Origin of the sequence: Thauera sp. GDN1 (assembly GCF_029223545.1) — a bacterium.
Lineage (GTDB): Bacteria > Pseudomonadota > Gammaproteobacteria > Burkholderiales > Rhodocyclaceae > Thauera.
Map to the genome: position 1 here is coordinate 2,252,768 of NZ_CP097870.1, position 15,972 is coordinate 2,268,739.

15 protein-coding genes are annotated in these 15,972 nt (G+C 64.6%); 9 read left to right on the forward strand and 6 right to left on the reverse strand.

What is annotated here, in order from left to right; genetic code table 11:
• Positions 1-13 precede the first annotated feature (13 nt).
• Genes CKCBHOJB_RS10350 through CKCBHOJB_RS10375 form a run of 6 tightly spaced genes read left to right on the forward strand, consistent with a single transcriptional unit; the run spans position 14 to position 4,915 of the window.
• Positions 14-313, forward strand: a complete 300-nt coding sequence (locus CKCBHOJB_RS10350; RefSeq protein WP_281048600.1) for a DUF3817 domain-containing protein — start codon at positions 14-16, stop codon at positions 311-313.
• A gap of 37 nt (positions 314-350) precedes the next feature.
• Positions 351-767: a hypothetical protein gene (locus CKCBHOJB_RS10355; protein WP_281048601.1), complete on the forward strand. Its 417-nt coding sequence runs from the start codon at positions 351-353 to the stop codon at positions 765-767.
• A 39-nt stretch (positions 768-806) separates the two neighbouring features.
• The gene (locus tag CKCBHOJB_RS10360) at positions 807-1,238 is read left to right on the forward strand and encodes a DUF2141 domain-containing protein (protein ID WP_281048602.1); all 432 of its coding nucleotides are present in this window, start codon (positions 807-809) and stop codon (positions 1,236-1,238) included.
• A gap of 20 nt (positions 1,239-1,258) precedes the next feature.
• Positions 1,259-2,257, forward strand: a complete 999-nt coding sequence (locus tag CKCBHOJB_RS10365; protein WP_281048603.1) for an SLAC1 anion channel family protein — start codon at positions 1,259-1,261, stop codon at positions 2,255-2,257.
• 39 nt (positions 2,258-2,296) lie between these two features.
• Positions 2,297-3,157 carry an MBL fold metallo-hydrolase gene (locus CKCBHOJB_RS10370; RefSeq protein ID WP_281048604.1) on the forward strand — a complete coding sequence of 287 codons (861 nt, stop codon included), beginning with the start codon at positions 2,297-2,299 and terminating at the stop codon, positions 3,155-3,157.
• Positions 3,158-3,169: 12 nt separating this feature from the next.
• A complete protein-coding gene (locus CKCBHOJB_RS10375; RefSeq protein ID WP_281048605.1) occupies positions 3,170-4,915 on the forward strand; it encodes a SulP family inorganic anion transporter in 1,746 nt (581 codons plus the stop codon).
• Positions 4,916-4,971: 56 nt separating this feature from the next.
• Here CKCBHOJB_RS10375 and CKCBHOJB_RS10380 read toward each other — a convergent pair whose 3' ends face one another.
• The 6 genes from CKCBHOJB_RS10380 to CKCBHOJB_RS10405 all read right to left on the reverse strand — a co-directional run bounded on the left by CKCBHOJB_RS10380 (position 4,972) and on the right by CKCBHOJB_RS10405 (position 12,865).
• Positions 4,972-5,568 carry a cytochrome b/b6 domain-containing protein gene (locus CKCBHOJB_RS10380; RefSeq protein ID WP_004291414.1) on the reverse strand — a complete coding sequence of 199 codons (597 nt, stop codon included), beginning with the start codon at positions 5,566-5,568 and terminating at the stop codon, positions 4,972-4,974.
• A 1-nt stretch (position 5,569) separates the two neighbouring features.
• The gene (locus CKCBHOJB_RS10385; RefSeq protein ID WP_281048606.1) at positions 5,570-7,174 is read right to left on the reverse strand and encodes a tetrathionate reductase family octaheme c-type cytochrome; all 1,605 of its coding nucleotides are present in this window, start codon (positions 7,172-7,174) and stop codon (positions 5,570-5,572) included.
• Positions 7,175-8,205: 1,031 nt separating this feature from the next.
• Entirely contained in the window at positions 8,206-8,907 is a 702-nt protein-coding gene (locus CKCBHOJB_RS10390; protein WP_281048607.1) for an ABC transporter ATP-binding protein, read from the reverse strand.
• Complete coding sequence (locus CKCBHOJB_RS10395; RefSeq protein ID WP_004291418.1) at positions 8,900-10,120, reverse strand: ABC transporter permease; 1,221 nt, start codon at positions 10,118-10,120, stop codon at positions 8,900-8,902. The genes CKCBHOJB_RS10390 and CKCBHOJB_RS10395 overlap by 8 nt, the downstream gene beginning before the upstream one ends.
• A complete protein-coding gene (locus CKCBHOJB_RS10400; protein WP_038012283.1) occupies positions 10,117-11,250 on the reverse strand; it encodes an efflux RND transporter periplasmic adaptor subunit in 1,134 nt (377 codons plus the stop codon). Before CKCBHOJB_RS10400 ends, CKCBHOJB_RS10395 begins: the two co-directional genes overlap by 4 nt.
• Before the next feature lie 235 nt (positions 11,251-11,485).
• A complete protein-coding gene (locus tag CKCBHOJB_RS10405) occupies positions 11,486-12,865 on the reverse strand; it encodes a sigma-54-dependent Fis family transcriptional regulator (RefSeq protein WP_281048608.1) in 1,380 nt (459 codons plus the stop codon).
• Between the two features lie 174 nt (positions 12,866-13,039).
• On the opposite strand from CKCBHOJB_RS10405, the gene cydP reads away from it, so the two are divergent.
• From cydP to cydB, 3 genes are read left to right on the forward strand one after another with little or no spacing between them, the layout of a single operon-like run.
• On the forward strand, positions 13,040-13,237 hold the full coding sequence (gene cydP, locus CKCBHOJB_RS10410) for a cytochrome oxidase putative small subunit CydP (protein WP_281048609.1): 198 nt from the start codon (positions 13,040-13,042) through the stop codon (positions 13,235-13,237).
• A complete protein-coding gene (locus CKCBHOJB_RS10415; RefSeq protein ID WP_281048610.1) occupies positions 13,227-14,789 on the forward strand; it encodes a cytochrome ubiquinol oxidase subunit I in 1,563 nt (520 codons plus the stop codon). Before cydP ends, CKCBHOJB_RS10415 begins: the two co-directional genes overlap by 11 nt.
• Before the next feature lie 16 nt (positions 14,790-14,805).
• Positions 14,806-15,948, forward strand: coding sequence for a cytochrome d ubiquinol oxidase subunit II (gene cydB / locus CKCBHOJB_RS10420; protein ID WP_281048611.1), 1,143 nt, complete (start codon positions 14,806-14,808; stop codon positions 15,946-15,948).
• Positions 15,949-15,972: the final 24 nt, after the last annotated feature.

Genomic DNA, 15,972 nt, shown 5'->3' on the forward strand with positions numbered 1-15,972 from the left:
TGAGTCGCCTAGCATGTCCCACCGCAAGATCCTCTACTGGCTCGCCTTTTCGGACGGCATCGCACTGCTCGCCCTGGTGTTCGTCGCCGTGCCGGTCAAGTACATGCTCGACCAGCCACTTGGCGTGAAGCTGCTGGGACCCTTGCACGGGGCTCTGTTCCTGTCCCTTGCGACTGCAACGCTGAGCGCGCTCGCACGCAGAATCCTCCGCCCCGGCCTCGCGCTTTTACTGCTCCTCGGTGCCCTCCTGCCCTTGGGCGCATTTCTCGCCGATCACAAGCTGCGCCAGGCCTATCCGGAATTGCAGACCTGATTCATCGACACATCACTCATTCCACAGGAGCATTGCCATGAAGAAAGCCCTCGTTGCCCTCGCCATCGCCTTCGGTCCCACCGCCGCGCTCGCCGACAGGCCCGCCGTCACCGTCGTCCTCAATGCCCAGAGCCCGATGACCCAGGGCATGGCCATGGTGCTGGCCAACCAGATGCAGGAACAGGGCGCACAGGTCGACATCCTGCTGTGTGACCACGCCGGCGACCTCGCACTCAAGGATGCCGGCGGCGCAGCGCTCAAACCCAACAACGTGACACCAGCGCAACTACTCGACGGCGCGCTGAAGAAGGGCGCCACCGCCTCGGTGTGCGCGCTCTACCTGCCCAACAGCGGCAAGAAGCCCGAAGACCTCAAGGACGGCATCAAGCCGGCCAAGCCGGCCGACATGGGCGCCGCCCTGCTGGAGCCGAACCGCAAGGTCATTGGCTTCTGACGATTTATCGCACTTAATCATCAACGGGAGTCCCACGCCATGAGCTCTCATCTGCTCGTGTTCCTCCTCTCTGCCACAACCGCCACCACGGTGTTGGCGCAAGAGTCCGCACTTGAAGTCAGTCTGGCTGGAATCCAGCATGATCGCGGAAGCCTGCGCGTGGGGCTGTATTCCGACCCGAAAACCTTCCGCAAGGAAGCGCAGGCCGTCGCCATACAGCAGGTGCCGGCCAGCGCCGGTACGGTGACGGTGAGCTTCGGTGCGCTGCCGCCCGGTCGCTACGCGATCATGGTCTATCACGACGAGGACGGTAACGGCGAACTCAATCGCCGCTTCGGCATGTTCCCGACCGAAGGCTACGGCCTCTCGAACAATCCCACCGTGTCCGGCCCGCCCGCGTTCGCGGACAGTGCCTTCGAAGTAGCTGCCGGTGCGGGCACCGCCCGGATCAGCATCGACCTCCGTTACTGACAGCCCTGCAAGGAAGAACGATGAACGCCCCCGCCTCCTCCACCAGGCCCGCCGCTGCGCACGATGCGCATGGCGGACGGCTCGCGCATTTCCCGGTCGCCCTGTTCTCCACCGTGATGGGCATGGCGGGCCTCACCATTGCCTGGCTCAAGGCCCATCACACCGGCGGCGTGCCGGTCGAGGTCGGCGTCGCGCTGCGCTGGCTGGCGAGTGCGCTGTACCTGTTCCTGCTGGCGATGTACGGAGCCAAGCTGCTGCGACACCCCGGGGCGGTGAAGGCCGATCGCGCCCATCCGGTGCGGCTCAATTTCTTCCCCGCCATCTCCATCGGCCTGCTGCTGCTGTCGATCAGCTGGGCGCAGGACGCCCCGGCCGTCGCACAATGGATGTGGGGCATCGGCGCCGCCGTGCATCTCATGTTCACGCTGTTCGCCATGAGCAGCTGGATCCACCACACCCACTACGACATCAAGCACGCCAACCCGGCCTGGTTCATCCCGGTGGTGGGCAACATCATCGTGCCAATCGCCGGCGTGCGCTTCGCCCCGGCGGACATCAGCTGGTTCTTCTTCAGCATCGGGCTGGTGTTCTGGCTGGTGCTGATGACGATCGTGCTGTACCGGCTGTTCTTCCACGAGCCGCTGCCCGCGCGCCTGACCCCCACGCTCTTCATCCTGATCGCCCCGCCCTCGGTCGGCTTCCTGGCCTATGTCGCACTCACCGGCCAGGTCGACGCCTTCGCCCGCGTGCTCTACTTCACCGCGCTGTTCCTGACCCTGCTGCTGGCGAGCAATGCGGTGCGCTTCTTCCGCCTGCCCTTCTTCATCTCGGCGTGGGCCTATTCCTTCCCGCTGGCGGCCATGACGATCGCCACCTTCGAGATGAGTGCGCGCAGCGGCCAGGCCTTCTATGCAGGGCTGTCCTGGCTGATGCTCGCGGTGCTGAGCGGCGTCGTCGCGCTGCTGGCCTTCAAGACCCTACGGGCCGCCAGCCGCGGCCAGATCTGCGTGCCCGAGTGAGGGCCCACTCAGCCACGAACCGACATGAGGAGCTTTCCAATGCCACAGGCAGACATCCGGTCCTTCTTCGACGCCGCCACCAACACCGTCACTCACGTGGTGTCCGACCCTGCGACAGCACGCGCCGCGATCATCGACAGCGTGCTCGACTACGAGCCCAAGTCGGGACGCACCTCGCGCGCCTCGGCCGACGTCGTCATCGCCTTCGTGCGTGACGCCGGACTGCACGTCGACTGGCTGCTCGAGACTCACGCCCACGCGGACCACCTTTCGGCCGCGCTCTACCTCAAGCAGCAGCTTGGCGGCAGGATCGCCATCGGCGCGCATATCCGTCAGGTGCAGGGCGTGTTCAAGGACATCTTCAACGCCAAGGACATGAACACCCATGGCGCCGAGTTCGACCACCTGTTCGAGGACGGCGAGCGCTTCCGCATTGGCGGGCTGGACGTCGAGGTGATGCACACCCCCGGTCATACGCCGGCATGCCTGACCTACATCGTCGGGCAGGACGCCTTCGTCGGCGACACCCTGTTCATGCCGGACTACGGCACCGCGCGCTGCGACTTCCCCGGCGGCGATGCGGCCACGCTGTTCCGCTCGATCCGCAAGGTGCTGTCGCTGCCGCCCGAGACGCGCCTGCACCTGTGCCACGACTATCCGCCCGACGACCGCGCCCCGGTGTGGGAAACCACCGTGGCCGAGCAGCGGGCGAAGAACATCCACGTCCATGACGGCGTAACCGAGGCCGACTTCGTCGCCATGCGCACCGCACGCGATCGCACGCTGGCCATGCCGACGCTGATCCTGCCGGCGATCCAGGTCAATGTGCGTGCCGGCAACCTGCCACCGGCCGAGGACAACGGCGTGCACTATCTGAAGATCCCGATCGACCTGTTGTAGGCCCGCTACCCGATGCCCGCAACGACTGCCGCGACCTCCCGCACCCTGCTCACACGCTGGCACGACTATCGACGCAGCGTACTGGGCGACGACCTGATCGCGGCGGCGATCGTCACCATCCTGCTGGTGCCGCAGAGTCTGGCCTACGCCATGCTCGCCGGCCTGCCGCCGGTGGTGGGCGTGATGGCGAGCCTGCTGCCGATCGTCGCCTACGCCGCCTTTGGCTCCAGCAGCAGCCTGGCCGTGGGGCCGGTCGCGGTGCTGGCGATGATGACGGCGCAGGCGGTCGGCGGCGTCGCCGCCTCGCATCAGGTCACGCCGCACCTGGCTGCGCTGGTGCTGGCGCTGGAGATGGCGGTGGTGTTCCTCGTCGCCGCACTGTTCCGCCTCGAGACGCTGGCGGCGCTGCTCGGCGCCCCGGTGCTGCACGGTTTCATCACCGGAGCCTCACTGGTGATTGCGATCGGCCAGTTCCCCGCACTGCTGGGGGTGCAGGCCGGCGGTAGCACGGTGCTCGCACTGTGGCAGTCGCTCGCCGGCGCCAGTCATCCGCTGCCCCATGGGACCACCGCACTCATCGGCGTGCTGGCGCTCGCGATGCTGTGGGCCTTGCGCCGGCACGGCAGCGCTGTGCTGCAAGCACTGGGCGTCAGGCCCCGGACCGCACAGCTGCTGGCGCGTACCGCGCCCATCGTCGTGGTCGCAGCGTCGATCGCCTGGGTCGCCGGCTTCCCGCAACTGAATGAGGGCGTCGCCCTGTCCGGAGGCATCCGCCTTGGCGAGGGCCTGGCTTTCCCGATGCCGTGGACGGCGCCCTTGCCGGTGTGGCGTGAGCTGCTTGCACCGGCCGTACTGCTGGGACTGGTGGCGTATGTCGAGAGCCTCGCCGTGGCCGAGGCCCTCGGCGCACGCCGCGGCGAGAGGGTGTCGCCCCGGCGCGAACTCTTCGGACTGGCAGCGGCCAACGCCGCGGCCAGCGTGTCCGGCGGCATGCCGGTCACCGGCGGTTTCGCGCGCAGCATCGTCAACTTCGACGCTGGCGCGCGCACGCGCATGGCCGGCGTATGGACCGCGCTCTTCCTGGCGGTGGCGATCGCGCTGCTGGGTGACGTGCTGCACTACCTGCCGCGCGCCGTACTCGCCGCGACCATCGTCATCGCCGTGCTGTCGCTGGTGGATTTTACGCCCTTCGTGCTGGCGTGGCGCTACTCGCGCACCGAGTTCGCCCTGATGCTGATGGTGGCGGCGCTGACGCTGACGGTGGGGGTGAAGGAGGCCTTGCTCGCCGGTGTGGTCGGTGCCGTCGGCCTACTGCTGCAGCGCACCGCCCGCCCCCACTGGACCGAAGTCGGGCGCCTGGCCGGCACCGACGTGTTCCGCAACGTCAATCGCTTCGAGGTGGAGACGCTGCCGGAGGTCTTGTCGATCCGGGTCGATGAGAGTCTGGTGTTCACCAACTCACGCTGGATCTCCGAGACCCTGTCGTCAGCCCTGGCGCGCCGCCCGAACCTGCGCCACGTGGTGCTGATGATGAGCGGGGTCAACGGCATCGACCTCACCGGCCTCGAGGTCCTGATGCAGCTCGACCGCGAGCTGCGCGCCAAAGGCCTGCAGCTGCATTTCTCGGAACTGAAAGGTCCGGTGCGTGACCGCCTGGACCGGGCCGGGGTGACGGTGTGGCTGTCGGGCCGCATCTTCATGACCCAGGCCGAAGCGTTCACGGTGCTCGGGTCAGCCCCGCAGAGATCCACCGACTAAGGGCTGACCCTTCGTTAATCGGCTGATTTCTTGCCTGCAGACACCCCATTTTCGGCCTAGTGCACATCTTCCCAGCCGGTGATCATCGCCTTGATGTGGGCCAGCGGCGTATGCCCGGCCGTCGCCAGATACACATGTACGATCAGGAAGGCGAGCATCAGGAATGCGCCCACCGTGTGCGCCGTGGCAACCTGCTGCAAGCCCAAGCCGGCGGGCAGGCTGCCCTGCAGGGAGCCCCAGAACAGGTACACCAGGCCGCTGATCCACACCAGCGGGTTGATGAACAGCTTCACCCCTAGGTAGGCGAGACGTTGCAGTGGGTTGTGCTTGCGCTCCTGCGTCACCTTGTAGGGGTGTGGCGCACCGATGAAAATCCCATAGGCGTAGTAGCGCACCATACGGTCGATGTTACTGACGGTCGGGATGTAGTGCTTCCATTGCCCGGTGGTGAAGTGCCAGAAGATCGCCAGGATCCAGAGTGCGATCAGCAGCCATGCGGCAATCTCGTGGATCTCTACCGCCTTCCGGAACCCCACCAGCCCATGGCTGCCGTGGATCGCAAAGCCGGTAAACAGCAGCGTGATGATCAGCCCCGCCTGCGCCCAGTGCCAGAAGCGCTCGAAGCGGGTGAAGAGGTAGAGGCGCTCGTTCATCTCAGTGCTCCTTGCGGTGGGCGTGCTTGTTGCGCGTCAGGAAGCGCAGGCCGCCATGCCCCGCGACGCCCAGCAGAATCAGACCTGCCAGCCCGAAACCCAGCCTGTCGAGCAGGCCAGAGCGGTCGCGACCGGGCATCCACACGCCCGGCACGCCTGCTAGGCGGCCGTTGTCGGCATGGCATTGGGCGCACTCGAGCGCCTTCTCCTTCGGCGCCACCATGTGCGTGATCGGCCATAGCATCGAGGTTTCGACGAAATCGAACTTGCCGCTGTAGGGCTGACCGGTCGCTTCCGCGCCGGCCTTCAGGGCCTTGGCCCAGTCGAAGTTGAACCAGAATGCGGTGTCGTCCGGCACGGCCGTGTGGGGCACCAGCAGCGTCAGGTGTTCGGTGTCGTAAGGTTGCTTGCCGTGGAAGGTCTTGACCGGCCAGATCCGCGCATCCGCCGCACCCGGCGTACCGTGGAAACTGTTGACCTCGACCCGCTTGGAGGGATCGATCCTGGTGTCGGGCTGCGTGTAGCTGACCTTGCCGTCGAACCACAGGTAGTCAGGCGTGACGCTCTCGCCGAGGACGAAGTCGCCCTTCTTGCTGTCGTAGATGACGTGGCCCTTCTCGTCCTTGTTCTGGAAGGGCTTGCCTTCGGGTGTCAGCTTGCCGGCGGTCGACCAGTCCCATCCCATCTTGGTTGGTACGCCACCGCGCGCGAATTCGGGGATGTGGCACGTCTGACAGGCCAGCGTGCGCGTATGGTCATTGAGCCGCTCGGCGTGGGCGAAGCCGCCCTTGTGCGGACGCTCGCCATGGCAAGCCTGGCACGTCGCCGGGTTACGGTCGGTCTTCTCGCCGCGAATGATCGCGCCATGCGGATCGGCGCCGGTCATGCTGATACGGCTGCCGGCCACCTTGTGCTGGTCGGTCTTGTGGCAACTCGCACAAGTGAAGTTCAGTCCGTCCACTGCCATGTGCACGTCGAGCTCCTTCGACGGCTTGTTGAGCGAAGAGTCGAGATCGCCATGCTTCACGCCATCGCCGCCCCCACCATAGTAGTGACACGCGCCGCAGGTCTGGCGCGACGTCGCGCCTACGTTTTGCGCAACCTTTGCCAGATTGACGGCCTCGACGAACTTGCCCGACTTGGCCGGGAACTCCGTGCGTTCATAAGGCGGATGTCCGGCAAAGCCAGCCAACTTCCGGTATTCGCCTGTGTTGTGACAGGCAAGACAGTCGACCTTCTTCTCGTCCTTGAAGTCGAAGCTCGCGTCCTTCCAGCCGTAACCGATGTGACAGGACTGGCAGAAAGGTTCGTTGGAGCGGTCGCCGATGCAGAAGCCGTTAAGCATGGTTTTCTTGCCCAGCTTCTGGCCGGTATCCGGATTTACGTATTCCCAAGTCCAGTGCCGCGTCGCCATCACCTGCTTGGCGGCCTCGGTGTGGCAGGCAAGACAGGCAGCGGTCACTTCCTCGCCACTCGTGAAGGGGCCCTGCAGTTCCTTGAACTTGGTGTGGTCTGCTGTGCCGGTGGCGGCCATGGCAACGGATCCGAAAGCCACCGTCGCGATGACGATAAGCGATCTAGCAAAGCCGTGTAGTCGCGTCTTCATCGCAGCCTCCCAAGTTGAGAAGAATCATCTTTCATTCTATACACACCACCAGGTTCAATCTGCTGTCGTCAAGGTCTTACGGGAGCTTCTGAAAACCCGGCGGGCGCGCACGCGCCCCATGACGCTGGGCCGTCTCGGTCATGAACGCCTCCCTTCCACGGCTTAGGATCGATGCATACCTCTGTCGAAGTTCCGCCAGCGTCGCAACATGTCGACCACGTACCGGATGCGCGGGAAAAACGAGTGTCGAATCCGGTAAAGTGAAGACGCGCCGCGTAAGACTATCGAAGAGGCGCCCAAGATCGGCTTGGTGCTCGGCTGAGATACATGAGCCAAAGTTAAAAAGATCACCGCATAGAAGACGATCACGCCACAGGTAACTGACACAGCGTGGGGTATGACCCGGCGTCGCCATAGGTCGAAGCACCTCTCCCCCGAAAACAATCTGCATGGTCTCAGCATCATTGACGTGAGGCGAAAGCAAGGCGCCCGTGCACACACACAGCCTTGTGCAATCATCCCTGTCGTCCTCATGGACGTGTGTACGCAATACCCGAAGCAGGCGGAAACGGTGTTCCGCGAGCAGAGCGAGAACCACATCGACACACGACCGCGGCGGATCGACGATGACGGAGACGCGTTCGTCCGGATCACTCAGCAGGTAACCAATCAGCCCTGTGTCACGACCTTCGATCGCCTGGAAATGCACGACATGGTTCTCCCTAACGACAGCAAAGACGGCCGACGACTGAAGTTCGTCTTATCAGTCCGCGGCTCGCTTTTAGCCCGGACGCGTTAGCTGCTTCGATATGCTGCAACGCAGTCCGGCTCGCGGACCCGAAGCAATTCTCGCGCCATAACCAGCTCACAGCATTCACCATGCGTCGCTGATGGCTTTCGAGGCAACACGAGGCTCACGCGCCTCGCAGGACTAAGGGACGGCCTGCCATTTTGAGTTTCTTCTGGCGCAGAATTGGCATGATTGGCAGTTTCGAAGCAAGAAGGTGTCGGTGCTGCGTAATGGCGATGACCTATCGCAGTGCGTTCGGACGATCGGCGACGACTGTCCCGTCGATAAGCTCGATGACGCGATCACAACGCTTGGCGAGACGCGGATCGTGGGTCACGATCAGAAAGCTCGTCCCCAGCTGCTCATTGACCTCGCGCAGCAGTGCAAAGACCTCGTCTGCCGAGTGCGTGTCGAGGTTGCCGGTGGGCTCATCGGCCAGGACCAGCGAGGGCGCCATCATCAGTGCGCGGGCAATGGCGACGCGCTGCTGTTGCCCCCCGGATAGCCGATTGGCAAGCTGCTGCCTGCGCTCCGCCAACCCCACCCGTGCGAGCAACGCCCCTGCCCGTGCAAACATGGCCGCATTCGGCCAACCAAGCGCGACCAACTGCGGCATGGCAACGTTTTCTTCGGCGGTGAAAGCGGGTATCAGGTGATGGTGCTGGAACACGAAACCGATGCGCTGCCCGCGCAAGCGCGTCAGGCCGGTATCATCCAGCGCAGAGGTCTCCTCACCGTCGATCACCAGGCGACCCGCAGTGGGGCGGTCGAGCAAGCCGATCAGGTTGAGCAGCGTGCTCTTACCTGAACCGGACGGGCCGATGAGCGCTGCGAACTCACCACGCTCGAGGCGCAGATCGATGCCATGTAATACCTCGTACTCGGTATCGCCGCTGCCGTAGGCCTTGCGAATCCCCTCAAGGTGCAGGACGGGCTCAGCCACGGATTGCCACCACTGGGTCTAGGCTGGCCGCGCGACGAGCCGGAAGCAGTGCTGCGAGGATGCCGACCAGGCTGGCGCCACCGGCGGCAACCCCGACAAGGAGCGGCTCGAACGCGATCACGAAGAGCGGCGTGCCATCGGGATTACGCGCCATCAGTTGCCACATCAGTAAGAAGCTCCAGGCCAAGCCCGAGCCCAGCAAGGACCCACAAAACCCGACAATTCCGCCTTGCAACAGAAAGATGCGCCGCATCTGTGCCTGGGTGGCTCCCATCGCACGCAAGATCCCGATCTCCCTGCTGCGCTGGATGACCGACACGACCAGTACGCTGGCGATGCCGAAGGCAACCGACAGGCCGACAAAGAACCGGATCACGTTACTCGACACCCGCTGCGAGGTCAGCGCGGTAACGAACTGGGCATTGGTGCGAATCCAACTATCGGCGATCAAACCGGTTTGTGCTGCAATGCGTTGGGCAACGCGCTCGGCCTCGTCAAGGTCGTACAAGGCCAGTTCGATACTGGACACGCCGCCGACCAAGTCAAGCAGCGTCTGTCCGGTGCGCAGTCCAACATACACATTGCGTGCATTGACACCCTTGTTACCCAAATCGAACAGCCCGGTGATGGTCAGGGTCTCCGCCGCGCTGCCTGCACTGCTAATACGCAGCTTGTCACCGACGTCGGCGCCGAGGTCCTTGGCCAGCTCAATGCCGATGACCGCCTCGCCCGCGCCGACCCGCAACTGGCCTGCGGTAAGGCGATCGCTAAGCGAGATGACCCGGTTGTAGTGCGCGGGGTCGATACCGATCAAGGTGATCGCCTTGTTCGCGTCCCCGCGCACGACAAAGGCCGGCCCAGAGGCCACCGGCGACACCGCCGCGATTTCCTGCCAGTCATGTAACCGGTCGCGAATCTGCTGCCACTGGTCGATGGAGCGCAGGCGCTGCGCCTGTTTTTGCAGGCGGATTGCCTCTTCCCCCGTCGTGCCTTGGGGGCGTGCGACCTCTTCAGCGGGCAAAAGCACGACATGGGCCTGTGAGCTCAATGTGCGGCGCACGAGATTGGCCTGCAGCCCCGACAGCAAAGCCGACATGAATACGATCACAGCGACCCCCACGCCCACACCTACGACAATCAGCAGCGACTGCATTCGGCCCTCGCGCAGAAAGCGCAAGGCAGCAATCCACTCAAAAGGCAGCCAGGACTTCATGATGCGGCACGCGTCCGAACTGCACGGCCCTCCGGCTTGTCGTCTGTCGATGGCAACAGCGTATCGCTCTGTGAGACGCCCTCAAGGATCTCCACGCTGCCCGTGCCGCGCAGCCCGAGGCGCACCGCCTGGCGTTGTGTGCGCCCATCTCTTACCACCATTACCCAGGGGTGCCCCTCGTCAAGTCCTCGCACGACCTCTGAAGGAACGATGAGCGTCTGCTCCCTGCGAGCCGTCTCAATGTCGATCGATACGGTCATTTCGTGCTTCAGGTAAGGCGGCGGCTCGGGCACGCGCAGGCGCACTTCAACCGAGCCCCGCAACGCATCCACCGAGGGTGCGATGTAGATGAGTTCGGCAGCAAAGTGCTCGCCCGGGTAGGCATCGGCCGAGGCCAGCGCGAGCTGGCCCAGTTTGAGCAGGCCGAGGTTCTTCTCGTCGATCTGTACGGTGAGCTCCGTCTCGCCCAGCGGAGCGATCGTCAGTAATGCCCGGGCCGGCTGCACGGTGTCCCCGGGCTCCACGGTTCTCGTCAAAACGGTGCCCGAGACCGGCGCACGCAGCGTGGCATAGCCCAGCCTCGCCTCGGCGACCGCCAGTGCGGCACGCGCTTGCTCAAGGCTGCTTCTCGCCAACTCACTCTCGCTGCCCCCCGCCTGCTGGCTGGCCAGTTGCAGGCGGTTGCTGCGCAACTGACTGTCGGCAACCTCGCGCGCGCGCAGCGCATCGTCGAGTTGCGCCTGGCTGTAAAAGCCGCGGGTGACGAGTTCGCTGACCCGCTGATAGTTGCGTGTCGCCTGCACCGCATTGGCTTCGGCCTGCCGCAGTGCCTGCTCGGCAACTGGCAGCCCCAACTCCTGGAGCTGACGCAGCCTGGATTCGGCCTGCACGACCGCAGCACGCGCCTGATTAACGGTCGCCTCCCACTCACGCTCGTCGAGGCGGATCAGGGTCTGGCCTGGCTGAACGGCATCGCCTTCGCGCACTCCGACCTCCGTCACGCGCCCGGCAATCTGCGCCGACATCTCGATGCGCAGGGGCGTGCGCACGCGCCCGCTAGCCACCACCGACTGGCGCAACTCCCCCTGGCGCACCTCAACAACCGTGACGGTTTCGCCACGAAAGGCCATCAAGGCCCCGCCGGCTACGCAAGCGAATAGGACCGCGCCCACAAGACGGCGAAAGGTCTTAGCCCAAGTTGATTGGTCTCTGATCGGGATGGTTGTCACCTTCTTCATAATGAGGGTGTTCGTGCGTGGCGCGGAGGGCGACACGCGAGTGGGCATGAACTGGTTGGAGAAGAAACTAGAGCAAACGACATGCCAACTTCACCCGCGCTCAACCAAGCAATCACCGCGAACGCCTTCACTCAGTCCTTGGGACGTGCACACCAAGCGCCTGCAAGCGCCGGTACAAGGTCCGCTCGCTAAGCCCCAGCTTACGCGCCAGCTCACGCCGGCTTCCGGTATGGCTACGCACGGCGCGCAGCAGGGCCTGACGCTGCAGTTCGTCAAGGTCGACCACACCGTCTCCGTTCGATAGCGCCTCGCGGGCGTCCATGGCGGCCCGGCCCACCGCTCCATCCAGCCGAGTGCCGCCCGTGTTGTCATTAATGGTCACCTCTTCCGCCAGATGCTCCGGGCCGATCACATCACCATCACACATCAGGCTGGCGCGCTCGAGGACGTTTCGAAGCTCGCGAATATTCCCAGGAAAGGCATAAGCAGACAGCACGCGCATGGCCCCCGAGGACAGACTCAAGCCACGGCGGGGCGCAACCCGATCAAGCAGCGCCTCTACAAGCAAAGGCAGGTCTTCAGCGCGCTCGCGCAAGGGCGGCACGCGGATCGGAAAGGTGTTGATACGAAAGTAGAGATCCTGCCGGAAACTGCCATCGATGATCATTTGTTGCAGGGGCCGATGCGTCGCCGAGACGAGGCGGATATCGGCACGACGCAGTTCGGTGGAGCCGACCCGACGGTAAGTGCCTGTTTCCAGGAGCCGCAGCAGCTTCACCTGCATGCTGAGTGGAATATCACCCACCTCGTCGAGGAACAGGGTGCCTCCGCTCGCTGCCTCCACCAAGCCGGCCTTGCGTGCTACGGCCCCCGTGAAGGCACCACGCTCATGACCAAACACTTCGCTCTCGAACAGCGTCTCGGGCAAGCCCGAACAATCGACCACGACGAAGGGATGGTCCGCACGGCGACTCGCTTCATGCACCGCCGTGGCCACCAGTTCCTTACCCGTACCTGACTCTCCCTGGAGCAGCACGCTGGCCTCGGACGGCGCAACGCGGGAGACCAATTCAAGCATGCGCTGGAACGCGGGTGCGCGGCCGATCATGGCGCGGTGATCGGCCACGCCGCGGGCCACCTGCATCGGCTCCATCTTCTCAATGAACCAACCGATCTCGCCCGCTTCATCGCGCACCGGCGAAAGTTCGATATTCACGTACTCCTCGCCACGCGGGGTGTGATGCAGATGCAGCACCCGCTCGCGCTGGCCCGATTGCAGGCTGCGCGCCAGCGGGCAGGATTCACCTGCACGGTCGCATGGGACGCTGTAGTGATGCGAGACCTCGTAGCAGGTGCGACCGATCACGCTGCGCCCGCCCGCGTTCGCACTGCGATAGGCGGTATTGGCCGCAATGATGCGGTACTCACGATCGCAAAGGATATGGGGCTCGGGCAGCGTTTCCAGAAAGGAGATGAGTTCAGGAAGCGGGCGGGGATCGATTGTCATGACGCTGTCAGAAGTGGCAGTAATTAACCGCCATTGTGGTCGCGCGGCAGTGCTCCGCACAAGCTCGACTTGTAATAAGCCGCGCAACAGAGGCTTTACCGGGCACTAGCGCCCGGATATCACGTTGGCACGATGTTTGATATGAGACAGATCAGAAACAACTGGTACCCGCCCATGAAGCCGTCCGACCAACGCCTGTTACGTCATCTCACCCTTGCCATCGTGATCAAGCTGGCGCTGATCACCGCGCTGTGGTGGGCGTTCATCCGCGACGCGAAGGTGGCGGTCGACGCCGGCGCGATGGCCGTGCAGGTGCTCGCCCCGGCCACCGTAAAACAACACACGACATCTGGAGAAACCCATGGTCAGTGAGCAACTCGTCGACCTGTCGCGGCTGCAGTTCGCCGCCACGGCGATGTACCACTTCCTCTTCGTGCCGCTCACGCTCGGCATGGTGTGGATGCTGGTCATCATGGAAAGCGTCTATGTCATGACCGGCAAGACGATCTACAAGGACATGACCCGCTTCTGGGGCAAGCTCTTCGGCATCAACTTCGCGCTGGGCGTCACCACCGGCATCACGTTGGAGTTCCAGTTCGGCACCAACTGGGCCTACTACTCGCACTACGTGGGCGACATCTTCGGCGCGCCGCTGGCGATCGAGGGGCTGATGGCCTTCTTCCTCGAATCGACCTTCATCGGCCTGTTCTTCTTCGGCTGGGACCGCCTGTCGCGCCAGCAGCACCTGCTGGTGACGATCCTGATGGCGGTGGGCACCAACCTGTCGGCGCTGTGGATCCTGATCGCCAACGGCTGGATGCAGAACCCGGTGGGTTCCGAGTTCAGTTTTGAAACCATGCGCATGGAGCTCACCGACTTCTGGGCGGTGGTGTTCAACCCGGTGGCGCAGGGCAAGTTCGTGCATACGGTGTCGGCGGGCTACGTGACCGGCGCGATGTTCGTGCTGTCGATCTCGGCCTGGTACCTGCTGCGCGGGCGCGACGTGGAGTTCGCCAAGCGCTCATTCCGCATCGCGGCGGCCTTCGGCTTCGCCTCGATCTGCTCGGTGATCGTGCTCGGCGACGAGTCGGGCTATGCGATCGGCGAAGCGCAGCAGACCAAGCTCGCGGCGATGGAGGCGATGTGGGAGACCGAGCCGGCGCCGGCGAGCTTCAACGTTATCGCACTGCCCAACGAAGCCGAGATGAAGAACGACTTCGCCCTCCACATTCCCTGGGTGATGGGCCTCATCGGCACGCGCTCGCTGGACAAGGAGCTGCCCGGCCTCAACCAGATCTACGCACTGAACCGCGAGCGGGTGACGGTGGGCGTGGAGGCGGTGAAGCTGCTCGAGGCGCTGCGCAGGAACCCGCAGGACGCCGCGCTGCGTGAGGCCTTCGACAAGGTCAAGGCCGACCTCGGTTTCGGCCTGCTGCTGAAGAAGTACGTCGCCTCGATGGACGACGTCACCCCCGCGCTGATCGAGCGCGCCGCACGCGACACGCTGCCCAAGGTGGCGCCGCTGTTCTGGACCTTCCGCATCATGGTGGCGCTGGGCTTCGCGATGCTGGCGCTGTTCGGCCTGGCCCTGTGGTACTCGATCAAGGGCGACTTCGCCCAGCGGCCGTGGCTGCTCCGGTGGGCGCTGTGGTTCCTGCCAGTGCCCTGGCTGGCCTGCGAGATGGGCTGGTTCGTCGCCGAGTACGGCCGCCAGCCCTGGACGATCTACGGTGTGCTGCCCACCCACCTGTCGGTGTCCACGCTGACGGTGGAAAGCCTGTACGGCTCGCTCGCGGGCTTCGTCGGCTTCTACACCCTGCTGCTGATCGTCGAGATGTACCTGATGGTGAAGTTCGCCCGCCAGGGCCCGGGGAGTCTCGGCACCGGCCGCTACATGAACGAAACCCACCACGCCCACGCCTGATCCCGGAGCGGACATCATGATCTTCGACTACCCGACCCTGAAATTCATCTGGTGGCTGCTGGTGGGCGTGTTGCTCATCGGCTTCGCCATCATGGACGGCCACGACATGGGCGTGGGCACGCTGCTGCCCTTCGTCGGCCAGAACGACGAGGAGCGCCGCGTCGTCATCAACACCGTCGGCCCGCACTGGGACGGCAACCAGGTGTGGTTCATCACCGGCGGCGGCGCCATCTTCGCCGCCTGGCCGATCGTCTATGCCACGGCCTTCTCGGGCTTCTACTGGGCGATGCTGGCGGTGCTGTGGGCGCTCTTCTTCCGCCCGGTGGGCTTCGACTACCGCAGCAAGATCCACAACGCCACCTGGCGCAGCACCTGGGACTGGGGGCTCTTCATCGGCGGGGCGGTGCCGCCGCTGATCTTCGGCGTGGCCTTCGGCAACCTGCTGCAGGGCGTGCCCTTCCACTTCGACGACTCGCTGGTGCCCTATTACACCGGCTCGTTCTGGGGCCTGCTGAACCCCTTCGCGCTCCTGGCCGGCGTGGTGAGCACGGCGATGATCACCTTCCACGGCGCGATCTATCTCGCCCACCGCACCGAGGGCGACATCCAGCGCCGCGCGACTACTGCCGCGCTGATCTTCGGCGTCCTGATGCTGATCGGCTTCAGCGCCGCCGGGCTATGGATCGCCAACGGCAGCTTCGGCTATGCCATCACCTCGGCGGTGGACACCGCGGCGCTGCCCAACCCGCTCGCCAAGACGGTCGAACTGCAGCCCGGCGCCTGGCTGGCCAACTACGCCAATTCGCCGCTGACGCTGCTGGTGCCGGCGCTGGCCTACGCTGGCGGCATCGCCGCGCTGTGGCTGGTGTGGAAGGGCCGCACCCTGGCCGCCTTCGTCGCTTCGTCGCTCGCCCTCGTGGGCGTGATCGGCACCGCGGGCGTGTCGATGTTCCCCTTCGTGATGCCCTCCTCCACCGTGCCCTCGGCGAGCCTGACCGTGTGGGATGCGGTCTCGAGCCAGCGCACCCTGGGCATCATGTTCTGGGCCACGCTGATCTTCATGCCGATCATCGTCGCCTACACCAGCTGGGCCTACAAGGTGATGGCGGGCAAGGTCACGACCGCCTACATCCGCGAGAACGAACACTCCGCGTACTGAACGTCCGCAAACCGAACAAGGAGA

Excerpts from the sequence above, each read along its gene's own strand:
- CKCBHOJB_RS10350 (WP_281048600.1), top strand. The coding sequence starts at position 14 with ATGTCCCACCGCAAGATCCTCTACTGGCTCGCCTTTTCGGACGGCATC.
- CKCBHOJB_RS10355 (WP_281048601.1), top strand. The coding sequence starts at position 351 with ATGAAGAAAGCCCTCGTTGCCCTCGCCATCGCCTTCGGTCCCACCGCC.
- CKCBHOJB_RS10360 (WP_281048602.1), top strand. The coding sequence starts at position 807 with ATGAGCTCTCATCTGCTCGTGTTCCTCCTCTCTGCCACAACCGCCACC.
- CKCBHOJB_RS10365 (WP_281048603.1), top strand. The coding sequence starts at position 1,259 with ATGAACGCCCCCGCCTCCTCCACCAGGCCCGCCGCTGCGCACGATGCG.
- CKCBHOJB_RS10370 (WP_281048604.1), top strand. The coding sequence starts at position 2,297 with ATGCCACAGGCAGACATCCGGTCCTTCTTCGACGCCGCCACCAACACC.
- CKCBHOJB_RS10375 (WP_281048605.1), top strand. The coding sequence starts at position 3,170 with ATGCCCGCAACGACTGCCGCGACCTCCCGCACCCTGCTCACACGCTGG.
- CKCBHOJB_RS10380 (WP_004291414.1), bottom strand. The coding sequence starts at position 5,568 with ATGAACGAGCGCCTCTACCTCTTCACCCGCTTCGAGCGCTTCTGGCAC.
- CKCBHOJB_RS10385 (WP_281048606.1), bottom strand. The coding sequence starts at position 7,174 with ATGAAGACGCGACTACACGGCTTTGCTAGATCGCTTATCGTCATCGCG.
- CKCBHOJB_RS10395 (WP_004291418.1), bottom strand. The coding sequence starts at position 10,120 with ATGAAGTCCTGGCTGCCTTTTGAGTGGATTGCTGCCTTGCGCTTTCTG.
- CKCBHOJB_RS10400 (WP_038012283.1), bottom strand. The coding sequence starts at position 11,250 with ATGGCCTTTCGTGGCGAAACCGTCACGGTTGTTGAGGTGCGCCAGGGG.
- CKCBHOJB_RS10405 (WP_281048608.1), bottom strand. The coding sequence starts at position 12,865 with ATGACAATCGATCCCCGCCCGCTTCCTGAACTCATCTCCTTTCTGGAA.
- cydP (WP_281048609.1), top strand. The coding sequence starts at position 13,040 with ATGAAGCCGTCCGACCAACGCCTGTTACGTCATCTCACCCTTGCCATC.
- CKCBHOJB_RS10415 (WP_281048610.1), top strand. The coding sequence starts at position 13,227 with ATGGTCAGTGAGCAACTCGTCGACCTGTCGCGGCTGCAGTTCGCCGCC.
- cydB (WP_281048611.1), top strand. The coding sequence starts at position 14,806 with ATGATCTTCGACTACCCGACCCTGAAATTCATCTGGTGGCTGCTGGTG.